This is a genomic window from Nocardiopsis sp. CNZ308, from assembly GCF_004217075.1.
Genome location: NZ_SHKJ01000001.1, coordinates 3,336,791 through 3,357,511 on the forward strand (window position 1 = coordinate 3,336,791; position 20,721 = coordinate 3,357,511).

19 protein-coding genes are annotated in these 20,721 nt (G+C 72.9%); 9 read left to right on the forward strand and 10 right to left on the reverse strand.

Annotated elements, in window-relative coordinates; genetic code table 11:
• Nucleotides 1-137 precede the first annotated feature (137 nt).
• Nucleotides 138-1,070, forward strand: coding sequence for a Bax inhibitor-1/YccA family protein (locus EV372_RS14620; protein WP_130396421.1), 933 nt, complete (start codon nucleotides 138-140; stop codon nucleotides 1,068-1,070).
• 128 nt (nucleotides 1,071-1,198) lie between these two features.
• Here the strand turns inward: EV372_RS14620 and EV372_RS14625 are convergent, their stop codons facing one another.
• The 3 genes from EV372_RS14625 to EV372_RS14635 all read right to left on the reverse strand — a co-directional run bounded on the left by EV372_RS14625 (nucleotide 1,199) and on the right by EV372_RS14635 (nucleotide 4,202).
• Nucleotides 1,199-1,450 carry a DUF4287 domain-containing protein gene (locus tag EV372_RS14625; RefSeq protein WP_130396422.1) on the reverse strand — a complete coding sequence of 84 codons (252 nt, stop codon included), beginning with the start codon at nucleotides 1,448-1,450 and terminating at the stop codon, nucleotides 1,199-1,201.
• 345 nt (nucleotides 1,451-1,795) lie between these two features.
• Entirely contained in the window at nucleotides 1,796-3,016 is a 1,221-nt protein-coding gene (locus EV372_RS14630; protein WP_130396423.1) for an acetyl-CoA C-acetyltransferase, read from the reverse strand.
• Between the two features lie 133 nt (nucleotides 3,017-3,149).
• Nucleotides 3,150-4,202 (reverse strand): SGNH/GDSL hydrolase family protein, encoded by a 1,053-nt coding sequence (locus EV372_RS14635; protein ID WP_130396424.1) that lies wholly within the window; start codon nucleotides 4,200-4,202, stop codon nucleotides 3,150-3,152.
• A 377-nt stretch (nucleotides 4,203-4,579) separates the two neighbouring features.
• On the opposite strand from EV372_RS14635, the gene EV372_RS14640 reads away from it, so the two are divergent.
• Both EV372_RS14640 and EV372_RS14645 read left to right on the forward strand, forming a co-directional pair.
• Nucleotides 4,580-5,956, forward strand: a complete 1,377-nt coding sequence (locus EV372_RS14640) for a cystathionine beta-synthase (protein ID WP_130396425.1) — start codon at nucleotides 4,580-4,582, stop codon at nucleotides 5,954-5,956.
• A 149-nt stretch (nucleotides 5,957-6,105) separates the two neighbouring features.
• Nucleotides 6,106-6,846: an acyltransferase gene (locus EV372_RS14645; protein WP_130396426.1), complete on the forward strand. Its 741-nt coding sequence runs from the start codon at nucleotides 6,106-6,108 to the stop codon at nucleotides 6,844-6,846.
• A 280-nt stretch (nucleotides 6,847-7,126) separates the two neighbouring features.
• On the opposite strand, the gene EV372_RS14650 is transcribed toward EV372_RS14645, so the two are convergent.
• On the reverse strand, nucleotides 7,127-7,729 hold the full coding sequence (locus EV372_RS14650; protein ID WP_130396427.1) for a hypothetical protein: 603 nt from the start codon (nucleotides 7,727-7,729) through the stop codon (nucleotides 7,127-7,129).
• Between the two features lie 274 nt (nucleotides 7,730-8,003).
• Between EV372_RS14650 and EV372_RS14655 the strand changes: the two genes are divergently transcribed.
• Complete coding sequence (locus tag EV372_RS14655; protein ID WP_130396428.1) at nucleotides 8,004-9,149, forward strand: cystathionine gamma-synthase; 1,146 nt, start codon at nucleotides 8,004-8,006, stop codon at nucleotides 9,147-9,149.
• Between the two features lie 165 nt (nucleotides 9,150-9,314).
• Here EV372_RS14655 and EV372_RS14660 read toward each other — a convergent pair whose 3' ends face one another.
• Nucleotides 9,315-9,554, reverse strand: coding sequence for a hypothetical protein (locus EV372_RS14660; protein ID WP_130396429.1), 240 nt, complete (start codon nucleotides 9,552-9,554; stop codon nucleotides 9,315-9,317).
• 309 nt (nucleotides 9,555-9,863) lie between these two features.
• Between EV372_RS14660 and EV372_RS14665 the strand changes: the two genes are divergently transcribed.
• Complete coding sequence (locus EV372_RS14665) at nucleotides 9,864-10,589, forward strand: GntR family transcriptional regulator (protein ID WP_130396430.1); 726 nt, start codon at nucleotides 9,864-9,866, stop codon at nucleotides 10,587-10,589.
• Nucleotides 10,590-10,597: 8 nt separating this feature from the next.
• Nucleotides 10,598-11,410: a GntR family transcriptional regulator gene (locus EV372_RS14670; protein WP_130396431.1), complete on the forward strand. Its 813-nt coding sequence runs from the start codon at nucleotides 10,598-10,600 to the stop codon at nucleotides 11,408-11,410.
• Nucleotides 11,411-11,613: 203 nt separating this feature from the next.
• Here the strand turns inward: EV372_RS14670 and EV372_RS14675 are convergent, their stop codons facing one another.
• Entirely contained in the window at nucleotides 11,614-12,870 is a 1,257-nt protein-coding gene (locus EV372_RS14675; RefSeq protein ID WP_165435990.1) for a VWA domain-containing protein, read from the reverse strand.
• 177 nt (nucleotides 12,871-13,047) lie between these two features.
• Nucleotides 13,048-14,481, reverse strand: coding sequence for a sigma 54-interacting transcriptional regulator (locus tag EV372_RS14680; protein ID WP_130396432.1), 1,434 nt, complete (start codon nucleotides 14,479-14,481; stop codon nucleotides 13,048-13,050).
• Between the two features lie 242 nt (nucleotides 14,482-14,723).
• Between EV372_RS14680 and EV372_RS14685 the strand changes: the two genes are divergently transcribed.
• Together EV372_RS14685 and EV372_RS14690 are read left to right on the forward strand one after the other, a co-directional pair.
• Nucleotides 14,724-15,875 carry an FIST signal transduction protein gene (locus tag EV372_RS14685; RefSeq protein WP_130396433.1) on the forward strand — a complete coding sequence of 384 codons (1,152 nt, stop codon included), beginning with the start codon at nucleotides 14,724-14,726 and terminating at the stop codon, nucleotides 15,873-15,875.
• Between the two features lie 232 nt (nucleotides 15,876-16,107).
• Nucleotides 16,108-17,565, forward strand: coding sequence for a hypothetical protein (locus tag EV372_RS14690; RefSeq protein WP_130396434.1), 1,458 nt, complete (start codon nucleotides 16,108-16,110; stop codon nucleotides 17,563-17,565).
• 205 nt (nucleotides 17,566-17,770) lie between these two features.
• Here the strand turns inward: EV372_RS14690 and EV372_RS14695 are convergent, their stop codons facing one another.
• From EV372_RS14695 to EV372_RS14705, 3 genes are all read right to left on the reverse strand, one after another.
• Nucleotides 17,771-18,400 carry an RDD family protein gene (locus tag EV372_RS14695; RefSeq protein WP_130396435.1) on the reverse strand — a complete coding sequence of 210 codons (630 nt, stop codon included), beginning with the start codon at nucleotides 18,398-18,400 and terminating at the stop codon, nucleotides 17,771-17,773.
• Between the two features lie 190 nt (nucleotides 18,401-18,590).
• Nucleotides 18,591-19,091, reverse strand: coding sequence for a transcription elongation factor GreA (gene greA, locus EV372_RS14700; RefSeq protein ID WP_013151152.1), 501 nt, complete (start codon nucleotides 19,089-19,091; stop codon nucleotides 18,591-18,593).
• A 137-nt stretch (nucleotides 19,092-19,228) separates the two neighbouring features.
• The gene (locus EV372_RS14705) at nucleotides 19,229-19,681 is read right to left on the reverse strand and encodes a DUF4307 domain-containing protein (RefSeq protein ID WP_130396436.1); all 453 of its coding nucleotides are present in this window, start codon (nucleotides 19,679-19,681) and stop codon (nucleotides 19,229-19,231) included.
• A gap of 156 nt (nucleotides 19,682-19,837) precedes the next feature.
• Between EV372_RS14705 and mca the strand changes: the two genes are divergently transcribed.
• Nucleotides 19,838-20,716 (forward strand): mycothiol conjugate amidase Mca, encoded by an 879-nt coding sequence (gene mca, locus EV372_RS14710; protein WP_019608582.1) that lies wholly within the window; start codon nucleotides 19,838-19,840, stop codon nucleotides 20,714-20,716.
• Nucleotides 20,717-20,721 lie beyond the last annotated feature (5 nt).

Below are 20,721 nucleotides of genomic sequence, written 5' to 3' on the forward strand. Positions count from 1 at the left end.
CCGCGCGAGGGCCGCGGTCCGGCTCCGGCCGGGCCGGGCGCCGTGTCTGAACAGTGACCTCGCGCGCGGAACTCCGGATGAGGAGCGTGCGTTACCTTGTGGGCAGCAATCCACGCGTGAAAGGGTCTTGACTAGACATGCGGATGCGGAGTTCCAACCCCGTCCTCAAGCGGGCGCTCCAGCAGGCCGGTCCTGCCGGGCACGCCCAGCAGGGGTTCAACGGCCAGCCGGGTTACGGCTACGGCCAGCAGCAGGGTCCCTACGGCCAGCCGGGGTACGGACAACCGTACCCGCAGCAGGGGTACGGCCAGCCCTACCCCCAGCAGGGCTACCCCGGCGGTCCGGTGCAGAGCACCGACAACCAGCCGATGACCATCGACGACGTGGTCGTGCGCACCGGTATGACGCTCGGTGTGGTCGCGGCCTTCGCCGTCGTCAACTACTTCCTCTTCGGCTCGGCTCCGGGCATCGCCGTGGTGCTCACCCTCGTGGGTGCGCTCGGCGGTCTGGTGCTGGGTCTGGTGATCTCCTTCAAGCAGATCACCAACCCCGTCGCCATCCTGAGCTACGCCGCCCTGGAGGGCCTGCTCGTCGGCGGCATCTCCGCGATCCTGGCCAACAGCCTGTCGGTCACCACCGGTGACGCCGGTGCGGGCGGCACGCTCGTGACCCAGGCGGTGCTGGGCACCGTCGTGGTGTTCGCCGTGATGCTCGCCCTGTACAAGTTCCGCGTCATCAAGGTGACCGACGGCTTCGTCAAGGTCATCACGTACGCGGTCATCGGCGCCGCGGCCCTGATGCTGGTCAACTTCGTGGCCAGCTTCTTCATCGCGGGCGGCATCGGCCTGCGCGAGCCCAGCCCGCTCGGTCTGCTCGTCGGCCTGGTGTTCGTGGTCCTGGCCGCGCTGACCCTGGCCATCGAGTTCCGCGGCATCGAGGAGGGCCTCAACGCCGGCATCCCCAACAGGTTCGCCTGGCAGTTCGCCTTCGGCCTGACCGTCTCCCTGGTCTGGCTCTACATCGAGATCCTGCGCCTGCTCTGGATCATCAAGTCGATCTTCGCGGAGTAGTCCGCGCCCGACGCGCGGAGCACTCCCGCGGCCGCCCACGGCGTCCGCACACCCACGCGAGGGGCCGCCGCCCGGACGTCCGTCCGGGCGGCGGCCCCTTCGCCGTGGTCGGCGAACCCGCGGCGCGCTCAGGCCTTCCCGCGCCGGGGCGCGGGGATGGAGCGGTTCCTGCGACGGCGGTCGTACTCCGTCACGAGGGCCTGCGCGTACCACTGGGGCAACTCGTACTCGTCGGCGAGCCAGTTCGACCGGTCCTGGCGGCGCACCAGGCCCGGTCCCCCGTCGAGGGCGTCGAACCACTCGTGGAGTCCCCGGCCGGTGACGACCGGGATGCGTTCGATGAGCTTGGCGTGGATCTCCGGCGAGTGGGTTACCGACATGGGCACCTCCGGCAGCGCGTTGGCGTGTGGCACTTACCTGCGACCCTGCATCAGGATCACGTTTTGGACAAGCCCCGGTCACCAGCTTTTACCTTGCCGGTGTGAGAACGTTCGTCTTGAAGGGGTATCCAGACGAACCCTGCTGTGGCAGACGGGGTTTCGTGCGTGTTCCGGAGACGGAAGGGCTGCCCGCCACCGCGCTCCCAGCGTCCGCGACCCCGACGCGGGCCGACGGGAGGGGCCGGTCGCGGCGCGGGCCGACGGGAGGGGCCCTGTACGGCGAAGGGCCCGGAAGCACCGCCGGAACCCCGGCGGCGCGTTCCGGGCCCTGGGCCTCGCGGAGCGTCAGCTCAGGCGCTCGAAGACGGCGGCCATGCCCTGGCCGCCGCCGACGCACATGGTCTCCAGGCCGAAGGTCCGGTCGTGGAAGCGCAGGCCGTTGATCAGCGTGCCGGTGATGCGGGCGCCGGTGCTGCCGAACGGGTGGCCGATCGCGATGGCGCCGCCGTTGACGTTGAGCTGGGAGTCGATGTCGATGCCCAGCTGGTCGGCGGAGGGCAGCACCTGCGCGGCGAAGGCCTCGTTGATCTCGACCAGGTCGATGTCGCCCATGGCCATGTTGGCGCGGGCCAGCGCCTGCCGGGAGGCCTCCACCGGGCCCAGGCCCATGATCTCCGGGCTCAGGCCGGTCACGCCGGTGGACACGATGCGGGCCAGCGGCGTGATGCCCAGCTGGGCGGCCTTGGTGTCGCTCATGACGACCACGGCCGAGGCGCCGTCGTTGAGCGGGCAGGCGTTGCCCGCGGTGACGGTGCCGTCGGGGCGGAACACCGGCTTGAGCTCGGAGACCTTCTCGTAGGTGGTGCCGCGGCGGATGCCGTCGTCGGTGCTGACCACGGTGCCGTCGGGCAGGGTCACCGGGGTGATCTCGCGCTCCCAGAAGCCGTTGTCCAGGGACTTCTCGGCGAGGTTCTGCGAGCGGACCGCGAACTCGTCCTGGCGCTGGCGCGAGACGCCGGTGGTCTGGGCGACGTTCTCGGCGGTCTGGCCCATCGCGATGTAGGCGTCGGGCAGGTTGCCGTCCTCGCGCGGGTCGGTCCAGGTTCCGGCGCCGCCCTCGGCGCGCTTGGCGGTACGGGCCTTGGCGTCGTCGAAGAGCGGGTTCTCGTTGTTGCCGTCGTCGCTGCTGCCGTTGACGAACCGGCTGACGGTCTCCACGCCCGCGGAGACGAAGACGTCACCCTCGCCCGCCTTGATGGCGTGGTAGGCCATCCGGGTGGTCTGGAGGGAGGAGGAGCAGTAGCGGGTGACCGTGGTGCCCGGGACGGTGTCCAGGCCCAGCTGGACGGCCACGATGCGGGCCATGTTGAAGCCCTGCTCGCCGCCGGGCAGGCCGCAGCCGAGCATCAGGTCGTCGATGCTGCCCGGGTCCAGCTCGGGGACCTTGGCCAGCGCCGCGCGGACGATCTGGGTGGTCAGGTCGTCCGGCCGGATGTCCTTGAGCGAGCCCTTGAAGGCGCGGCCGATGGGGGAGCGGGCGGTTGCGACGATGACTGCTTCGGGCATGGCTGCGTCCCTAACGGTTGAGGTGCTGCGTGTGGAGCTGTGGATCCGGAGGGCCGGGCGACCTGCTCCGGCCTCGGTTGTTACCGACCAGTAAACCCGTCCGGGGGCCCCGCACGCCACCCGGGGTCGGCGTTCAGCCGCCCTCCCCGGAACGGTCGGCGTTCTCGGGCGCGGCCATCCCGGCCGACCCGTCCGGGTGCCCGCGGCCGCCCCGGAGGTGGAACGGGCCGCGCACGAGCGCCGCCCAGCGTCCGTGCCTGCCGGATGTGACCCCGCTGGCCTGGGCGTCCACCCGGGAGACCTCCGTTCCGGGGGTCTGGGCGGCCACCACGGCCGCGCGGTCCACCGGCAGGACACCGCTGCTGCGCTCGGCGTCGTCCAGCTCGGGCAGCAGCCCCAGGGCGGCGCAGGCCGAGGGCAGGACGGCGAAGGCGGCCTGCGAGTACCCGAGGGCTGACGGATGAAAACGGTCAGGCCCGAACATGGAAGCAGGGTCTGTCCGGAAATCGTCGGCCAGCACGTCGCTCATGGAGACCGCGCGGCCTCCGGCCTCGGTGACCGCGATGACCTGGGCGGCGGCGAGCTGGCGGGAGGCGAGGCGGGCCACCGAGCGCAGCGGCCAGCCGATGGGCCGGACGGTGCCCAGGTCGGGGCAGGTGCCCACCACCACCTGCGTGCCGTGGTCGACCAGTTGGCGGACGGTCTCGCGGAGCTGGGCGACGGCGTCGTTGGGGCGCACGCGGCGGATGACGTCGTTGGCGCCGACGAAGATGACCGCGAGGTCGTAGCGGGTGGCCTCCTCCAGGGCGCGGGAGCGCTCGATCTGGACGGCCAGGTTGGCCGAGGTGGTGCCGGGGGAAGCGGTGCAGCGCAGGCGCACGGGGCGCTCGGCGGCCGCCGCCAGCCCCGAGGCCAGGAGTACGCCGGGGGTCTGGTCGGCCCGCTCGACCGCGAACCCGGCGGCGGTGGAGTCGCCCATCATCAGCATGCGGATCGGCGTCCCGGAGCCCCCGCCGTAGACGCCGTTGACCACGGGCCTGTCCCAGCGGGGGGAGCCGACCGCGCGCCGGGCCAGCCTGGCCTGGAGGTAGAGGAGCGCGACGGTGCCGCCGCCCACGAGCGTGAGCCCGCCGCCGCCGAACGCGGTGGCAGCGGCGATCCGTCTTGCGCGTGCGGCTCGCAGCACCGGACACCCCCGAGGCTCGGACCCGCCTGCCCTGGGCGGGACGGATACGAGCGAGGTTACCGGTGGGCAACCCCGGAATCACGTACCTGGGCGGTACACAATCCGTGCCCCTGGGTGAGGGGAGCGGCATGGGCGGGACAGGGGCGGACGGCCGTCCCCCGGGCGGGGGCGGCGGGGCCGCCGGGCGTTCGGACACCGGCCGCTCCGGCCGTCCTCCGCGGGAGGGCGGCCGGTTTCCCGAGGCAGCGGAACCCGCTGGTGGAGACCATTAGAGTCTGAACTGAGACGGGTCGGACCGGCCCAGTGCCCCGGACTCGTCACCGGGGCGAGGACATGGCGGGCCGAAACCCGGCCGCCACGACGCAGAGGGAGCGCAAGTGCGGGTATACGACTCACTGATCGACCTGGTCGGGGACACTCCGCTCGTCCGTTTGAACAAGGTCACCCAGGTCCTCGGCCCGAACGCCCCGACGGTCCTCGCCAAGGTCGAGTACTTCAACCCGGGCGGCTCGGTCAAGGACCGCATCGCGCTGCGCATGGTCGAGGCGGCCGAGAAGAGCGGCGAGCTCAAGCCGGGCGGCACCATCGTCGAGCCGACCTCGGGCAACACCGGCATCGGCCTGGCCATCGTGGCCCAGGAGAAGGGCTACCGCTGCGTCTTCGTCTGCCCGGACAAGGTCGGCCCGGACAAGCTCTCGGTCCTGCGCGCCTACGGTGCCGAGGTCGTGGTCTGCCCGACCACCGTCGCCCCCGACCACCCGGAGTCCTACTACTCCGTCTCCGACCGGCTGGCCACCGAGATCCCCGGCGCCTGGAAGCCCAACCAGTACGAGAACACGAACAACCCGGAGTCGCACTACCACAGCACCGGCCCCGAGATCTGGGAGCAGACCGAGGGCCGCATCACCCACTTCGTGGCGGGCATCGGCACCGGCGGCACCATCAGCGGGACCGGCCGCTACCTCAAGGAGGTCTCCGGCGGCGCGGTGCGTATCGTCGGCGCCGACCCCGAGGGCTCGGTCTACTCCGGCGGCTCGGGCCGCCCGTACCTGGTCGAGGGCGTGGGCGAGGACATCTGGCCCGGCACCTACGACACCTCGGTGTGCGACGACATCGTGGCGGTCAGCGACAAGGACTCCTTCCTCATGACCCGCCGCCTGGCCCGCGAGGAGGCCCTGCTGGTGGGCGGCTCCTGCGGCCTGGCCGTCGAGGCGGCCCTGCGCGTGGCCAGGGACGCCGGTCCCGACGACGTCATCGTCGTGCTGCTGCCCGACGGCGGCCGCGGCTACCTCGGCAAGATCTTCAACGACGAGTGGATGGCCGACTACGGCTTCCTGTCGGCCGAGACGGAGGAGGCCACGGCGGGCCAGGTGCTGGCCGCCAAGGGCGGGGAGATGCCCGACTTCGTGCACGCCCACCCGGACGAGAGCGTCGGCACGGCCGTGGCCATCATGCGCGAGTACGGCGTCTCCCAGCTGCCGGTGATGAAGGAGGAGCCCCCCGTCATGGCCGCCGAGGTGGTCGGCTCCATCGCCGAGCGCGACCTCCTCGACGCCCTCTTCGACGGCCGCGCGCAGCTGGACGACCTGGTGGAGACCCACATGGGCAGGCCGCTGGCCACCGTGGGCACCGGCACCCCCGTGAGCGACTGCGTCCGCCTGCTGCGCGGGTCCGGCGCCCTGGTGGTGCTGCGCGACGGCAAGCCGGCGGGGATCCTCACCCGCCAGGACCTGCTGGCCCACCTGTCGGGCTGATCCCGTCCGCGGGAGCCTCCGCGAAGCCGCCACGGGGCCCGGACCGCGCTCGAACCGAGCGCGGTTCGGGCCCCGCTGTGTACCGACCGGACATGTCGTCGCATACTCGAACACTGCTAATGTTCGCGACAGTTACTGGTAGGTAATAAATGGGGGCACGCGTGTCGCGGCTGTTGTCCTGGGTTCTCCGCTCCGTCTGGTCGTACGCCCGTACCAAGGCCGAAATCCGCGCCGACTCCAGGGCGGCCCGCAGGTTCGCGCGCTTCGGCACGGGCTCGGCGATCGCCTTCCCCACGGCCACCCTCTACGGCGAGCCCTGGATCGAGATCGGCGTGCACACCGTCCTGGGCGGGGACATGACCCTCGCCGCCGGGATGGGGCCCGACTACGACCTGGGCCCCGGGACGGTCGTGCGGATCGGCTCGGGCTGCGCCATCGGACGCGGCTCGCACATCGTCGCCCACAGGTCCGTGGACATCGGCGACCACGTGTACACCGGCCCCTACGTCTACATCACCGACCAGAACCACGCCTACGGCAACACCGAGATCCCCGTCGGCCTCCAGTGGCCGGTGGACGACCCCGTCAGCATCGGCGACGGCACCTGGATCGGCGCGAACGCGGTGATCCTGCCCGGCGTGCACCTGGGCCGCAACTCGGTCGTGGCCGCGGGCACCGTGGTCCGGCCGGGCACGTACCCCGACCACGCCGTCATCGCCGGTGTGCCCGGGAAGGTCGTGCGCACCCACGACCCCGAGCTGGGCTGGGACCCGCCGCTGCGCGAGACCGGCACCCCCACCCGGGTGCCCACCCCCGTCACCGGTCTGCCGCCGGAGGTGCCCGCCGAGCCGCCCCGGCCCGGGTCCTCCACCCGCTTCCCGCCCGCCTAGGCAGTGTTTTTTGGACCTCCGCTCCGCTTCGTCCCGCCCGTCGCCCGCCACCACCCTCACACGACGCCTACGGCGCGGTTCCCCCACGGAAAACCCGCCTCCGCCGCCTCCGGAACCCCGTGGGCGCCCGAACCGACCCCCACAAGCTGGGACCGGTTCAGAAAACAGGCCCTAGGACCGGTCCGGAGACCTTCGGGGAAGCCGACCAGGGCGTCCTCCGGCAGCGGACCGGAGCGGGGGCACCGGGACCCGCCCCCGAGGCCGGTCCGGAAGCGGCTCCTCAGGGCCCGTCGTGCGCCCGGAGCCCACGGGTGCGTTCCACGAACTCCTCGGGAACCCCGCACACCACCATGCTCCGGCGCAGGAGTCGAAGGTCGGCGCCGTGTTCGCCCAGATGGGCCAGTACCGGGCGGTACCTGTCGGGGCGGCCGCGGAGGAACTCGGTGACCAGGCGCAGCTCCAGCCGCACGCAGTCGACGCGGTGACCGCCGACGTCCACGGCGACGTGGTGCCGCCAGGGGCCGGGGCCCCTGCACTCCCACCCGCAGTCGTCACAGGGCTGCTCGACCGTGCTGAAGCTGAACCCGACGCCGTCCAGGTCGTAGCAGGCGAAGTACGGCCGGGACGGTTCGATCCACCTCGGCGCCACCACGCACTCCAGACCAGCCAGCGCTTCGGCGACGGCGTCGACGTCCTCGCGCCGGGCGAGGAGGAGGTCGACGTCCCCCACCGGCAGGCCGCCCCCCTGGAGGCACGCCGCCGCGGTGCCGACGAGCCGGTGGCGCAGGGCGGGGACGACGGGTTCGATCAGGTCCAGTCCCGTGCGCAGCACCGCTTCCAGGTCCGGGCGGTCGCGCAGCGGTCGGGTGCGGTTCGCTTCCATGCCCGACAGCATGGCCGGGGGGTCCGACACCGTACGCGCGCGCCGCCGTGCCGCGTTCGCCGGGGGCGGAGAGGACGGGCCGGGCGGGCCGGTACGCGGGCAGCACGGTGCCGGGGATCCCCGGGGACCCCCCGTTGTCCAGGGAACCGCGGGGAGGGCCTCCGGCGCCAGCCCCGGTCCGCGCCTGCGGACGGCTCCCACACGTGCCCGCGCCCACCGGCGCCGGCCTGTGGAAAACGCGATCGGTGAGGTCAGCGGGCACTAAGGTGGCCCCATGAAGTTCGACGGGTTTGAAACGCTGGCCATCCACGCGGGGCAGGAGCCGGACGCCGGAACCGGGTCCGTGGTGGTGCCGATCTACCAGACGAGCACCTACGCCCAGGACGGCGTGGGCGGTCTGCGCCAGGGCTACGAGTACTCGCGCACCGGCAACCCCACGCGCGCCGCCCTGGAGGAGTGCCTGGCCGCCCTGGAGTCCGGGGTGCGCGGCCTGGCCTTCGCCTCCGGCATGGCCGCCGAGGACACCCTGCTGCGCACGGTGCTCTCGCCCGGCGACCACCTGATCATCCCCGGCGACGCCTACGGCGGCACCTTCCGCCTGGTCTCCAAGGTGGTCGAGCGCTGGGGCGTGCAGTGGGACGCGGTCGACCAGTCCGACCCCGAGGCCGTGCGCGCGGCCGTGCGCCCCAACACCAGGGTGGTGTGGACCGAGACGCCCACCAACCCCCTGCTCAACATCACCGACATCGAGGCCGTCGCGCAGATCGCGCACGACGCCGGCGCCCTGCACGTGGTCGACAACACCTTCGCCTCGTCCTACCTCCAGCAGCCGCTGACCCTGGGCGCGGACGTGGTCGTGCACTCCACCACCAAGTACCTGGGCGGGCACTCCGACGTGGTCGGGGGAGCGCTGGTGGTCTCCGACGCCGAACTGGGCGAGCGGTTGGCCTTCCACCAGAACACCATGGGCGCCGTCCCGGGGCCGTTCGACTCCTGGCTGACCCTGCGCGGGATCAAGACCCTGGGCGTGCGCATGGACCGGCACAGCGCCAACGCCGAGAAGGTGGTGGCGGCCCTGGAGGGCCACCCCGCGGTGCGCCGGGTGTTCTACCCCGGGTTGGACTCCCACCCGGGGCACAAGACCGCCGAACGGCAGATGAGGGCCTTCGGCGGCATGGTCTCCTTCGCCCTGCGCGACGGTGAGAAGGCGGCGCTCGCACTGTGCGAGCGCACCGAGGTCTTCACCCTCGGCGAGTCCCTGGGCGGGGTGGAGTCCCTGATCGAGCACCCGGGGCGGATGACGCACGCGTCCACCGCGGGCTCCCCGCTGGAGGTCCCGGCCGATCTGGTGCGGATCTCCGTGGGCATCGAGTCCGCCGACGACCTGGTGGCGGACCTGCTCCAGGCCCTGGAGGGCTAGGAGGGTCGTCGCGCGGATCGGCTCGCGCCGGTCCGCGCCGGCGGCCTCGGCCGCCTCGGCTCCTGGGCCGGGGGAAGGGGGCGGGGCTCTCGGGGGTGGGGGCCACCGCCGAGCCCGTCCGCGCCGCGGCTCCGTCGCCGCGGCGTTCGTCTCAGCGCCTCCCGTTCAGACCGCGGTGGGCGTGCGGTCCGCGGAGGGGGCGGACGGGTGCTCCCCGTCGCGGAAGCGCAGCCCCACCACGAGGCTCCCGGTGCGGGAGAGGGGGGTGCCCTCGCCGTCCCTGCGCAGGGAGCGGTAGGTGCCCTGGCGGTCCTGTCGGCGGATGCCGATGGAGACGGCGAGGAAGAACCCCGCGGCCAGGCCCAGGAGTACGACTCCGACGAGGGCGATAACGATGGGGATCATGGTGTTCTCCTCGGGGGGAAGTTCCTATCCGTGTCCTGCGTGCCCTCCTCCGGAGAGGGGGGACGCCGAGCGGTGTCTCACCGTGGTGTTTCCTTTGCGGTGCCGCGGGGGTCAGGCGCCCGGGTCGAAGGGGAGGGGAACCGCCGGTGCCCGTTCCGGGGAGTGTTCTTCCGGCGGTGTCGCGTACTTAGGGTGGCCTTCACTTAAAATGGGCTCATGTTGACCGGATGGACCTGATCTCCTGGTGTTCCGATCATCTTGTTGGTACAAGCTAGGTTGTTGGTCTCATACCCCGGCGAGGACTGATATATGCGGGCCGAAAGCAGATATCGACAGATCGCCCGAACCCTGCGGCGCGAGATCCAGGAGGGCTCCCTGACCCGGGGCGCGCAGCTGCCGTCGGAGAAGCAGCTGGAGGAGCGCTTCGAGGCGTCCCGCAACACGATCCGGCTGGCCCTGGGCATGCTGCGCAACCAGGGGCTCATCGTCAGCCGCCCCGGGCGCGGGCACTACGTCCAGGACGTGGTCCCCGAGACCTTCCACGCCAACCGCGCCGGCCCCGGGGGCCTCCACGAGTCCGGTATGACCGGGCAGGTCCTGGAGGAGCTCCAGCTCCTCAGCGCCACCCCCGACATCGCCAGCCGCCTGCGCGTCCCCGAGGGCGACATGACGGTCGTCCGCCGGATGTACCGGTTCTCCGGGGAGGTCTCGGCCTCCGTCAGCACCGCCTACTACCCCATGGACCTCGTCGAGGGCACCCCGCTCATGCTTCCCGAGGACGTGGAGAGCGCCCTGTCGGTGCTGGCCGAGTACGGCCAGCGCCAGGTCGGGTTCGTCGACGAGCTGGAGACCCGCATGCCCAGCCCGCAGGAGGCGGGCCAGCTCGAACTCCCGCCCGGCGTCCCGGTGCTGACCGTCCACCGGACCGACCTGTCCGAGGAGCGCCCCATCCGGCTCGTGCACACCGTCTACGCGGGCCACAGCATCCGCTACCAGTACGAGAACGGCAACATGAACGCCTACCACCGGGACTGAGCACAAGCATGAGCACGTCGAGGAAGACGGTTGTCGCCGACCACCTGCGCGAGGCGCTGGCCAGGGGCGACTACAAGCCGGGTGAGCGGCTGCCGGGGGAGGAGGAGCTCGCCGAACAGCTCGACGTCTCCCGCGCCACCGCCCGTCTGGGCATGCGCATCCTCCAGGACGAGGGGCGCGTCGCCATCCAGCCCGGACGCGGGGCCTTCGTCGCCGACCACCGGCCCATCGTCCACCTGGCCACCCCCGTCACCGGGGGCGGCGACTCCGAGCGCTTCGAGGCGGGCTACCAGCCCCACCTGCGCGAGGCCGGATACGACCAGGTCCAGGAGAAGATCAAGGTCAGCCTGGACACCATGCGCCCCAAGGTGGCCAAGCGCCTGCGCAGCGACGGGGCCGAGGGCGGTACTCGCGGGGACCTGGTGGTCATCCGCTCCTCCGACCGGTTCGTCGACGGCGGCCTGTGGCAGTCCCAGGTCACCTACTTCCCGTACGGAATCGCCAGCAACACCCCGCTCATGTCCCCCGAACGCCTGGAGGAGGGCGTCACCGCCGTCCTGCGGTCGCTGGGGTACCGGGAGGAGTGGAACTGGGACATCGTCGGCGCCCGGATGCCCTCCCAGGACGAGGCGGACTCCTTCGGGCTGGGGCCGGGCATCCCGCTGCTGGTGCAGGAGCGTGTGGTCTACGAGGGCACGCGCCCGCTGCGGTTCACCGAGACGGTCATGCCCGCCAACCGGCACCAGCTGCTCTACTCCGGCGGCGGCGCCCCCGAGGAGCTGCTGGTGCTGGCCTCCGACGTCAGCATCTTCGAGCGCTGAACCGCTGAACCGCTGACCCGCTGTGCCGCTGGGCGGTTGGTCCGTCGGCAACCCGCGCGGAGTCCGGAGCCGACCGCACCGGGCCGCTGTCCCGGCACCCGGCCGCACGAACCTCGGCGGGGTCCCGGTGGCCGCGCCGGTTGCCCGCCGCGGCGGCCGAGTCCGTTCCGCGGGGGGCCGGCCCGCCCTCGCGGCGGCCCGGCTCAGCGCAGGTAGCGGTCCACCACCAGCGGCCCCAGCTCCTCGGCTCCGGCGTGCACCACCCGCGTCCCGCGCCGCCGCTCCACCAGCTCCTGGAAGGCGCGCAGCCGCGGATCGTCCGCCAGCAGGAAGAAGGTCACCTCGGCGCCCTCGCGCAGGACGGCGTCCAGCTCGGCGAAGGTCAGCTCCACCGTGCGGGGGGTCGGGGGCCAGGAGAACCGGGCGTCGCCGTCCTCGCCCAGGTGCGCGGTGGGCTCGCCGTCGGTGACCACCAGTACCTGCGGGCGCAGACCGCCGTGGCGCCGCAGGTGGGCGCGGGCCAGCCGCAGCGCGTGGTGCAGGTTCGTCCCGGGGACGCGGCGCCAGTCGTGCGCGACCAGTGACGCGGGGGTCAGCTCCCGCGCCCGCTCCCCGAAGCCGACCAGGTGCAGCCGGTCCTGCGGGCGGCGCGTGGACACCAGGGTGTGCAGGGCCAGCGCGGTCCGGGTGGCGGCCTCGTGCAGGGAACGGGTCACCATCGAGTGGGACAGGTCCACCAGCAGGGACACGGCCGCGGCCTCCGACGGCTCCGCCCCGGCCACCCGCACGTCTTGGGCCCGCAGCGCCACGCCGCGCTCTCCGGGGCGGGCCCGGCGCAGGGCCGCCTCGCGCACGGTCGCGACCGCGTCCAGCGGCTGGTCGCCGTCCTCGTCGCGGGGCAGGGACAGGCCCGTGGGCTCCCCGTCGGACGCGGTGCCTCCCCGGTGTGCTCCGCCGGGGCCACCGCGTCCGCGCCGGGAGGCCTCGGCCTCGCGCAGCGCCACCTCGCCCAGGCGGCGCAGTTCACGCGGGCTCAGGCCGTGGTCGGCCCCGTCCAGGCGGGCCAGGATGTGACCGGCCTCCCCGCCCAGCAGCCCCGGCAGACGGCCCAGGGCGGTGGCGTCCGCCCGGCCGAGGGCCGCGCGGTCGCCGTCGGCGTACCGGGACAGGACATCCTCCAGGGCGGACAGCCGCCGCCGGTCCTCCTCGGACAGAACCCCCGGGCCGCTCGCGGAACCCGCCCCCGGGCCCTCACCGGTCGCGGAATCCACTCCCGGGTCCTCCGGGCCGGTCGCGGAAGCCGTCTCCGGGACCCGCGAAGCGGAGGCGGAAGCCGACTCCAGCGCCGAGGCGACCAGCACCAGCAGCTCGCGCGCCGCCGCCACGGCCTCCTCGGGCGGCGGGTCGGGCTCGGCCAGCGGATCGGGGCCGCCCATGTACTCCCGGTACCGAAACCTCACAGGCGTCCGCCTCCTTCTCGTCCCGCGCACACGCACCGCTCGCCCCGCGCACACGCACCGGCTACCTTCCCGATTCGGGAACCGGCAGTCCTGGCCGGGCGGTCCGGCCGCCGAACGGCCGCGCCCGAGGGGACCCCGGCGCGCGGACGCCTCCGGAGGGCACCGCCTGGAGACCGCTTAGAAGCGGTAGACCCCTCCGTCGGGAAGCGCGTCCTTGGACAGCCGACGCTCCAGGTACAGGCCCTCCAGCGCGAACTCCACCACCGCGGCGGCCAGCCCCGGGGTCGGCGGGCCGTCCTCGTCCTCGGGGGCCGCGTGCCCGATCATCGCCGCGAGCCCCGGCACCGCGCCCACCCGCCGCAGCAGTTCGGCGGCGCCCACCAGGTCGCCGGTCTCCACCGTGCCGCCGCCCGAGAAGCGGTCGGCGAGTTCGGACAGGTCCACCGTCCCCAGGCGTTCGCGGAACACCTCCGCCACCGCCCGGCGCAGCAGCGCGTGCAGGATCTCCGCCTCGCGGCCCTCGGAACCCATCTCGAACTCGACCTTGCCCAGCAGCGGCTCCACCACGGCGGGCAGATCGCACACCCGGGCCGCCGGAACCTCCTCACCGGTCAGGGCCGCCCGGCGCAGCGCCGACGCCGCCACCGTCTCGGCCGCGGACACCGAGAAGCGCACCGACACCCCCGAACGGGCGTCCACCTTCTTGGAGGCGCGGACCAGCCGGGTGAAGCGCGCCACGGCCTCCAGCAGGTGCGAGGGCACCGTCGTGCCCTCGGGCAGTGCCGCCTCCTGCCGGACGAGCGCCAGTTCGTCCGCCAGGGTCAGCGGGTAGTGGGTGCGCACCTGCGCGCCGAAGCGGTCCTTGAGCGGGGTGACGATGCGCCCCCGGCTCGTGTAGTCCTCCGGGTTCGCGCTCGCCACCAGAAGCAGGTCCAGCGGCAGCCGCAGACTGTAGCCGCGCACCTGGAGGTCGCGCTCCTCCAACACGTTGAACAGCGCCACCTGGGCCCGTGCGGGCAGGTCGGGCAGCTCGTTGACGCAGAACACACCCCGGTTGGCCCGCGGCACCAGGCCGTAGTGGATGGTCTCGGGATCGCCGAGGGAGCGCCCCCGCGCCAGCAGCGCCGGGTCCACGTCGCCGATCAGCTCGCCCACGCCGGTGTCGGGCGTGCCCAGCTTCTCGCCGTAGCGCTCCGAGCGGTGCCGCCACACGACCGGCAGGCCGTCGCCCTCCCGTGCCGAACGGCGTACGCAGGCCGGACAGACCGGCGCGTAGGGGTGGTCGTTGACCGGGCACCCGGCCACCGCCGGGGACCACTCGTCCAGCAGGGCCGCCAAGGTGCGGATCAGCCGGGTCTTGCCCTGGCCGCGCTCGCCCAGCAGGACGATGTCGTGTCCGGCCAGCAGGGCCCGCTCCACCTGCGGCAGCACGGTGGCGTCGAACCCGTGCACCCCGGGGAACCGGGGCTGTCCCGAGGCCATCCGCCGCAGCAGGTTCTCCCGCACCTCGGCGGCGACCGGTCGGTGGACGTGCCCGGATCCGCGCAGGTCCGCGCGGGTGCGCGGGAGCGGGGGCGGGGCGGGGGAGGGGGCTTCGGGAAGGGCGCTCACCCCACGAACCTATCCACAGCCGTCAAGGAGCGTCTGGTTTCCGGGATTGGCGTGCTGTTTCCTGGATACAAGGGGGCCCAGGGGCTCCGGCCGCATCGTGCTGCCCGCACGCCGCACCGCTGCCGGGGTCCGTGTCCGTTCACCGGAAAACCTCCTGTTCGACGCCGAGGTGGAAGAATGGGACGCGACGGTGGAGTCCTGCGTCCGGCCGCGACGGCCGGCGAAACCGGGGGTGGCAGCTGGTGGCACGGTTCGGCGATGCACTGACGACGGGGGCCGACCTCGTGAACGCGGCCGAGCGCGCCGTACTGAGCGCCCTGGAACAGGTGGACGGTCCTACCGACCTGGTGTGCTTCTTCGTCTGCGGCGCCGACCCCGAGGAGGTCACCCTCGCGGGCAAGCGCGTCATGGAGCTGGCGGGCGACGCGGCCACCCTCGGATGCAGTTCCACCGGGGTCATCGGCGGCGGCCGCAGCGTCGAGGGCCAGGGCTCGGTCAGCGTGTGGTGCGCCGGTCTGCCCGGCGTGGAGATCACCCCGTTCCGGCTGGACACCGTGGTCGAGGACGACCACCTGGCCGTCATCGGCATGCAGGAGCCCGGCCCCCGCGACAGCGTGGCCATCCTGCTCACCAACCCCTACGAGTTCCCCACCCAGGCCTTCGTCCGCGAGTCCACCGAGGCACTCGGCGGCCTGCCCCTGGTCGGCGGCATGGCCGACGGCATGCGCGGCGAGGAGTCGGTGCGGCTCTTCTGCGACGGCGAGGTGGCCGAGCACGGCGCCATCGGCGTCCTCGTCGGCGGCGAGAACGTCCTCGGCACCGTGGTGAGCCAGGGCTGCCGCCCCATCGGTCCGCCCATGACCGTCACCAAGGCCGAGGGCAACCTCCTGCTCGAACTCGCGGGCACCAACGCCTACGAGAAGCTGGAGGAGCTGGTCGAGTCCCTCTCCGAGGAGGACCGCGAACTCGCCGAGCACGGCCTGCACATCGGCATCGCCATGGACGAGTACATCGACCGCCACGAGCAGGGCGACTTCCTCATCCGCACCCTGGCCGGAGCCGACCCCGAACTCGGCGCCCTCACCATCGGCGACATGGTCGAGGTCGGCCAGACCGTCCGCTTCCAGGTCCGCGACGCCGGTACCGCGGACGAGGACCTGGCCCGCCGCCTCAGCGACTTCGGCGCCGAACACCCCGTCGGCGCCGGTCTGCTCTTCTCCTGCAACGGCCGCGGGTCCTCCCTCTTCCCGCAGTCCGACCATGACGTCCTGGCCGTCCACCGCGTCCTCGGCGTCGACGCCGTCGCCGGGTTCTTCGCCGCGGGCGAGATCGGCCCGGTCGGCGGGGTCAACCACGTGCACGGGTTCACCGCCTGCCTGCTGGCCTTCGCCTAGAACACCGCTCCCCGCACCCGCGGCGGGGCCGGTGCGAGGGCTGCCGGGTTCGCGTCCGCGGCCACCGGGAGCCGGGCCGCGCCCGTTTCCGGAACAGGCTCCACCGCGTTCCCGAGTCGGACTTTTACCGCTATGAGGCCGACACCCGACACGAGCTGCTTGAGTGCGTTCGCGGCGGGTTGCTTACTGGGAGTGCTCATTCTGGTAACTCCACGTGTTTGGCAGGGCGGGAATGTCCCACACGAGGCGCGAGCGCGCCAGAAGCACCGCGAAGACCCTGGCGTCCCTGGGCGCTCTCGTGTTCCTCGCTCCCCTGGCACCGGCCCCGGTGCTCGCGGAGGAGGGCTGGCTGCGCCAGGAACCGGGTTCCGCCGACCGGATCGGCCTGGTCCTGGAGTCCGGAACGCTGCGCCTGGACGGTGACGCGGGCCACGGACCCGTGGCCCGCTGGGACCCGGAGCCCCGGCGCAGCGGCCTGGCGGTCTTTCCCCCGCAGCCGCTGGAGGCCCCGGCCGACACCGTGGACGTGCGGGTGCGGACGGACAGCGGCCCGGGGGAGGTGACCACCGAACTGCGCGGCGGCCGGGCCGACGGGGCGTGGACCGAGTGGCACCCCGTCGGGGACGGGCGGGTGACGCTGCCGCACGAGGCCGCTCGGGTACAGCTGCGTGTGCGTATCAGCGGGGAGGGGACCGGCCTCGCGGGACTGCGGATCCGCCCGACGGAGGAGGACGGGGAGCCGCCCCGGGGCGGTGGTGCCGGGGAGCCCGGCGACGGGCAGGACGGCCACGCGACCGAGCCGACCGGTCCCGCCGCCCCCACCGACCCCTCGGAACCGGTGGAACCGGGAAGCTCCGGCGCTCCCCCCGACCCCTCCGCGCCGGGAGGCCCCGAAACCCCCGCCGACTCCTCGGGCCCCGACGGCTCCGGCGACCACGGCGATCGCACCGAGCCGTTCTCGGCCACCCTCTTCGCCACCCGTATCGGACTGGTCGGCAGCACCACCGCCAACGGCCACAGGATCCGCGAGAACGACCACTTCGCCGCCCTGCCCTCCCGCCGGGGCCTGGCGGTCCGGGGCGGCGGCGAGTACACCGTGCGGGTGTGCACCACCGGCGCCCTGGGCCCCGAGGGGCGGGGCGACACCGGGGACCACCGGCCGCGCTGCGCCTACCTGCCGGTGTGGGACGTGGGTCCCTGGAACACCAGGGACGACCACTGGAATGCCGAACGCGAGACCTGGCCCGACCTGGCGCGGGGACGACCGCAGGCGCAGGCGGCCTACACGCTGGGGCACAACGGCGGTCTCGACGGGTTCGGGCGCCGGGTGCGCAACCCGGCGGGTATCGACCTGGCCGACGGCGCGTTCCGGCAGGGGCTGGAACTGCCCACCAACGGATGGGTGCGGGTCGACTACCTGTGGACCGGCGAGTACCGCGGGCGCGCGCGGATCACCGCGGCCGACCAGCGGCACCCCGTGGTCGTGCGCGGCGGTCCGGGGCTGGAGCACGAGCCGGTGGGCCTGGCCGCGCACAGCGCCAACGTCGACGTGGCCTGCCAGACCGTCGGCGACGCGGTGGCGGGGACGTTCGGGACGAGTAACGCCTGGTACCGGATCGGTGAGGGCAACTACGTCCCGGCCGTGTTCGCCGACGGCGGGAGCGGCGCCCCGGCCTGCCCGGAGCCGTGAGGCGCGGGGGCGCAGGGCCGTGGGGCGCGGCGTCACGCCCCGGGTCGGCGCCGGGACGCGGGACGGGGCGTCGACGGTGTGCGGGCAGCACGGGGCGGGCGGAGTGGGAGCCCCCCTTTTACCACGCTAGGCCCCGGCGGACCCGCGACGACAGGGGGAGTTCCCGCCTGTGGACAACCCTCCGGCGCACCCGGCCCCGGACGGCTCAGGTGCGGATGACCACGGTTCCGGCGGCCCGGTCGTGCAGGGCGCGCTTCTCTTCGCCGAGCGCCGCCATGGACTCGGCCAGCGTGAAGACGTGGCCCACGACGGGCAGGGACTGCGGGAAGCCGAAGAACGCGGAGCGGCCCATCGCCTGCCCCTGGCTGAGCCCGCCGCCGTCGGCGGCGCTGACCACCTTGATCCCGACCATCATCTTGCCGAGCGTGCGCCCCCAGGTGACCAGGTAGAGCCAGTCGTAGAAGAACAGCAGCAGACCCCACCCGAACACGAACAGCAGCGCCCACAGGGTGCCCTCGGCGTCGGTGGTCTGGTCGCTGCCGGTCAGGACCACCGTCACGATGGCCATGAGGACGAAGAACGCGACCGCGGCGATCACCACGAGGACGTAGTCGATGGCGCGGGCGGCCAGACGGCGGCCGAACGTGGCCCTCTCCGGCGCCGGGGCCGGGAACGCGCCCGGCACCGGGAACGCGCCCTGCCCCGGCACGCCCCATCCGGCGCCCGGAGGGGACACGCCCTGGCCGGGCGCGGGGCCGCCGGGGCCCCACCCCCCGTGCGGGGGCGGGTACGCGCCGGGGCGGGGTTCCTGGGGGTTCCAGTGGAGCGAGGACATGTCGGCGGGGAATCCCTCGGTTCGTCGGACCGGCGGCCGGGGAAGCCGCCGCGGGAGTGTGCTTCGAGACTACGACGCGGGGGACCCTCCGGAGGATCCCCGCCGCGCACACGAAGGGGCGCCCCGGTGAGGGGCGCCCCCAAAGCGGCGGGGGCGGTCGGACACCGCCCCCGTGATCGCCGAACCGCCGCTACATGCCGGTGTAGGGCACGGCGTCGATGATCTCGACGCCCAGGCTCTTGCCGTTGGGCAGCGTGTAGCTGACGTTCTCCCCCACGCGCTTGCCGTTGATGGCGGAGCCCAGCGGTGACCTGGGCGAGTACACGTCGATGGGAGAGCCGCTCTCCTCGCGGGAGGCGAGCAGGAAGGTGACCTCGTCGTCGTCCCCGTCGAACTTGACGGTGACGGTCATGCCGGGGCCGACCACGCCCTCGGTGTGGGGCGCCTCGCCGACCCGCGCAGTGCGCAGGATCTCGGTGAGCTGGAGGATGCGGGCCTCCATCTTGCCCTGCTCCTCCTTGGCGGCGTGGTACCCGCCGTTCTCCTTGAGGTCGCCCTCTTCCCGGGCCGCCTCGATCTTCTCCGCGATCTCGATGCGCCCACTCCCCGACAGGTGGTCCAGCTCGGACTTGAGCCGGTCGTACGCCTCCTGGGTGAGCCAGGTGACGTTGTCATCGCGGGTCTGGGTCACGGGAACTCCTTGTGTACTAGTAGCAAAGGCCACCAGGCGGCCAGAGCTGAACTTACGAGAATATCACCGTGCGTCGTGACACACGGGTTCCCGCGGTTCGGCGGTGCCTCCGGAGCCGGGCTAAGGGGCTCGGTGGATCAGTCCTGCGAACCTTGTTCCCTGCACGAGGCCACTTCTACCGTGGCGGCCTGACGAACCGTCTCAACGGTCGTGGTGACCATGCGGTTCCCGGCCTCGGCCTCGGAGCGCGTCTGGCCCACCTCGACGAACTGTTCGTCCAGCGCCACGACCAGGCACTCGGCGCCGTTCCTGCTGTTCACCTCGTAGCTGATGGTGGCCTCCTCGGGCGTGGGCGCGGAGAAGGTGACCACCTGGTGGTACACACCGCCGCCCAGACCGCTGAAGCTCATCAGGGAGTAGCCCCAGCCGACCGCGCACGCCACCGCGAAGAGGGTGGCGATGACGAAGAAGACCGGCCCGTTCCCGTGGCGCTTGCGCAGCGCGGGAGCGGTACTGGCCGAGGAGTCGGCCGCTGTGTCGGCCGTGGTTTCGGCGCTCTTCACGGCGTCTTCCTCCGGGGTCGGCTGCATCGGGAATCTCCGAACAAGGGGACGGTGTTGTCTAAGATATCCCCGACCTGACAGCCTCCCCACGCGCCCCGCGCGGAAGTCGTCCGAGCCTGTGTACCGGGGGAGCCGGACGGCCGCGCCCCTCGCGTCCGTCCACCTAGTCAAGGAGACCCTTCGTTGTCCGAGCGCCTGCGGCTCATGGCCGTTCATGCCCACCCCGATGACGAGTCCAGCAAGGGCGCGGCCACCATGGCCCGCTATGCGGAGGAGGGCGTCGACGTGCTCGTTGTCACCATGACCGGTGGCGAGCGCGGCGACATCCTCAACCCCGCGATGGAGCGTCCCGACATCCGCGAGAACATCGCGCAGGTGCGCCGAGAGGAGATGGAGCGGGCCAGGGAGATCCTCGGCGTCCAGCAGGAGTTCGCCGGGTTCGTCGACTCCGGCCTGCCCGAGGGCGACCCGCTGCCGCCCCTGCCCGAGGGCTGTTTCGCCACCCTCCCCGTGGAGGAGGGCGCCGCACCCCTCGTGGAGTCCATCCGCAGGTTCCGGCCGCACGTCATCCTCACCTACGACGAGAACGGCGGTTACCCGCACCCCGACCACATCATGACCCACAAGGTGTCGATGCACGCCTTCGACACCGCGGGCGACCCCGACGCCTACCCGGACGCGGGCGACCCCTGGCAGCCGCTCAAGCTGTACTACTTCGTCTCCTTCCCGCCCGAGCGGTTCGAGGCCCTGGCCGACGTGCTGGCCGCGCGCGGGCTGGAGAACCCCTTCGAGGAGTGGATGAAGCGGATCGCGGACCGCGACCGCCCCCGCTGGGAGATCACCACGCGCGTGCACTGCAGCGAGTACTTCGACGTCGCCGACGAGGCGCTCAAGGCGCACGCCACCCAGGTGGACCCCAACGGGTTCTGGTTCGCCGTGCCCAACGAGGTCGTCGCGGAGGCCTGGCCGAGTGAGGACTACCACCTGGTGCGCTCGCTGGTGGACACCGAGATCCCTGAGAAGGACCTCTTCGCGGGTGTCCGAGAAGCAGTGAGAGTATGAGTGGC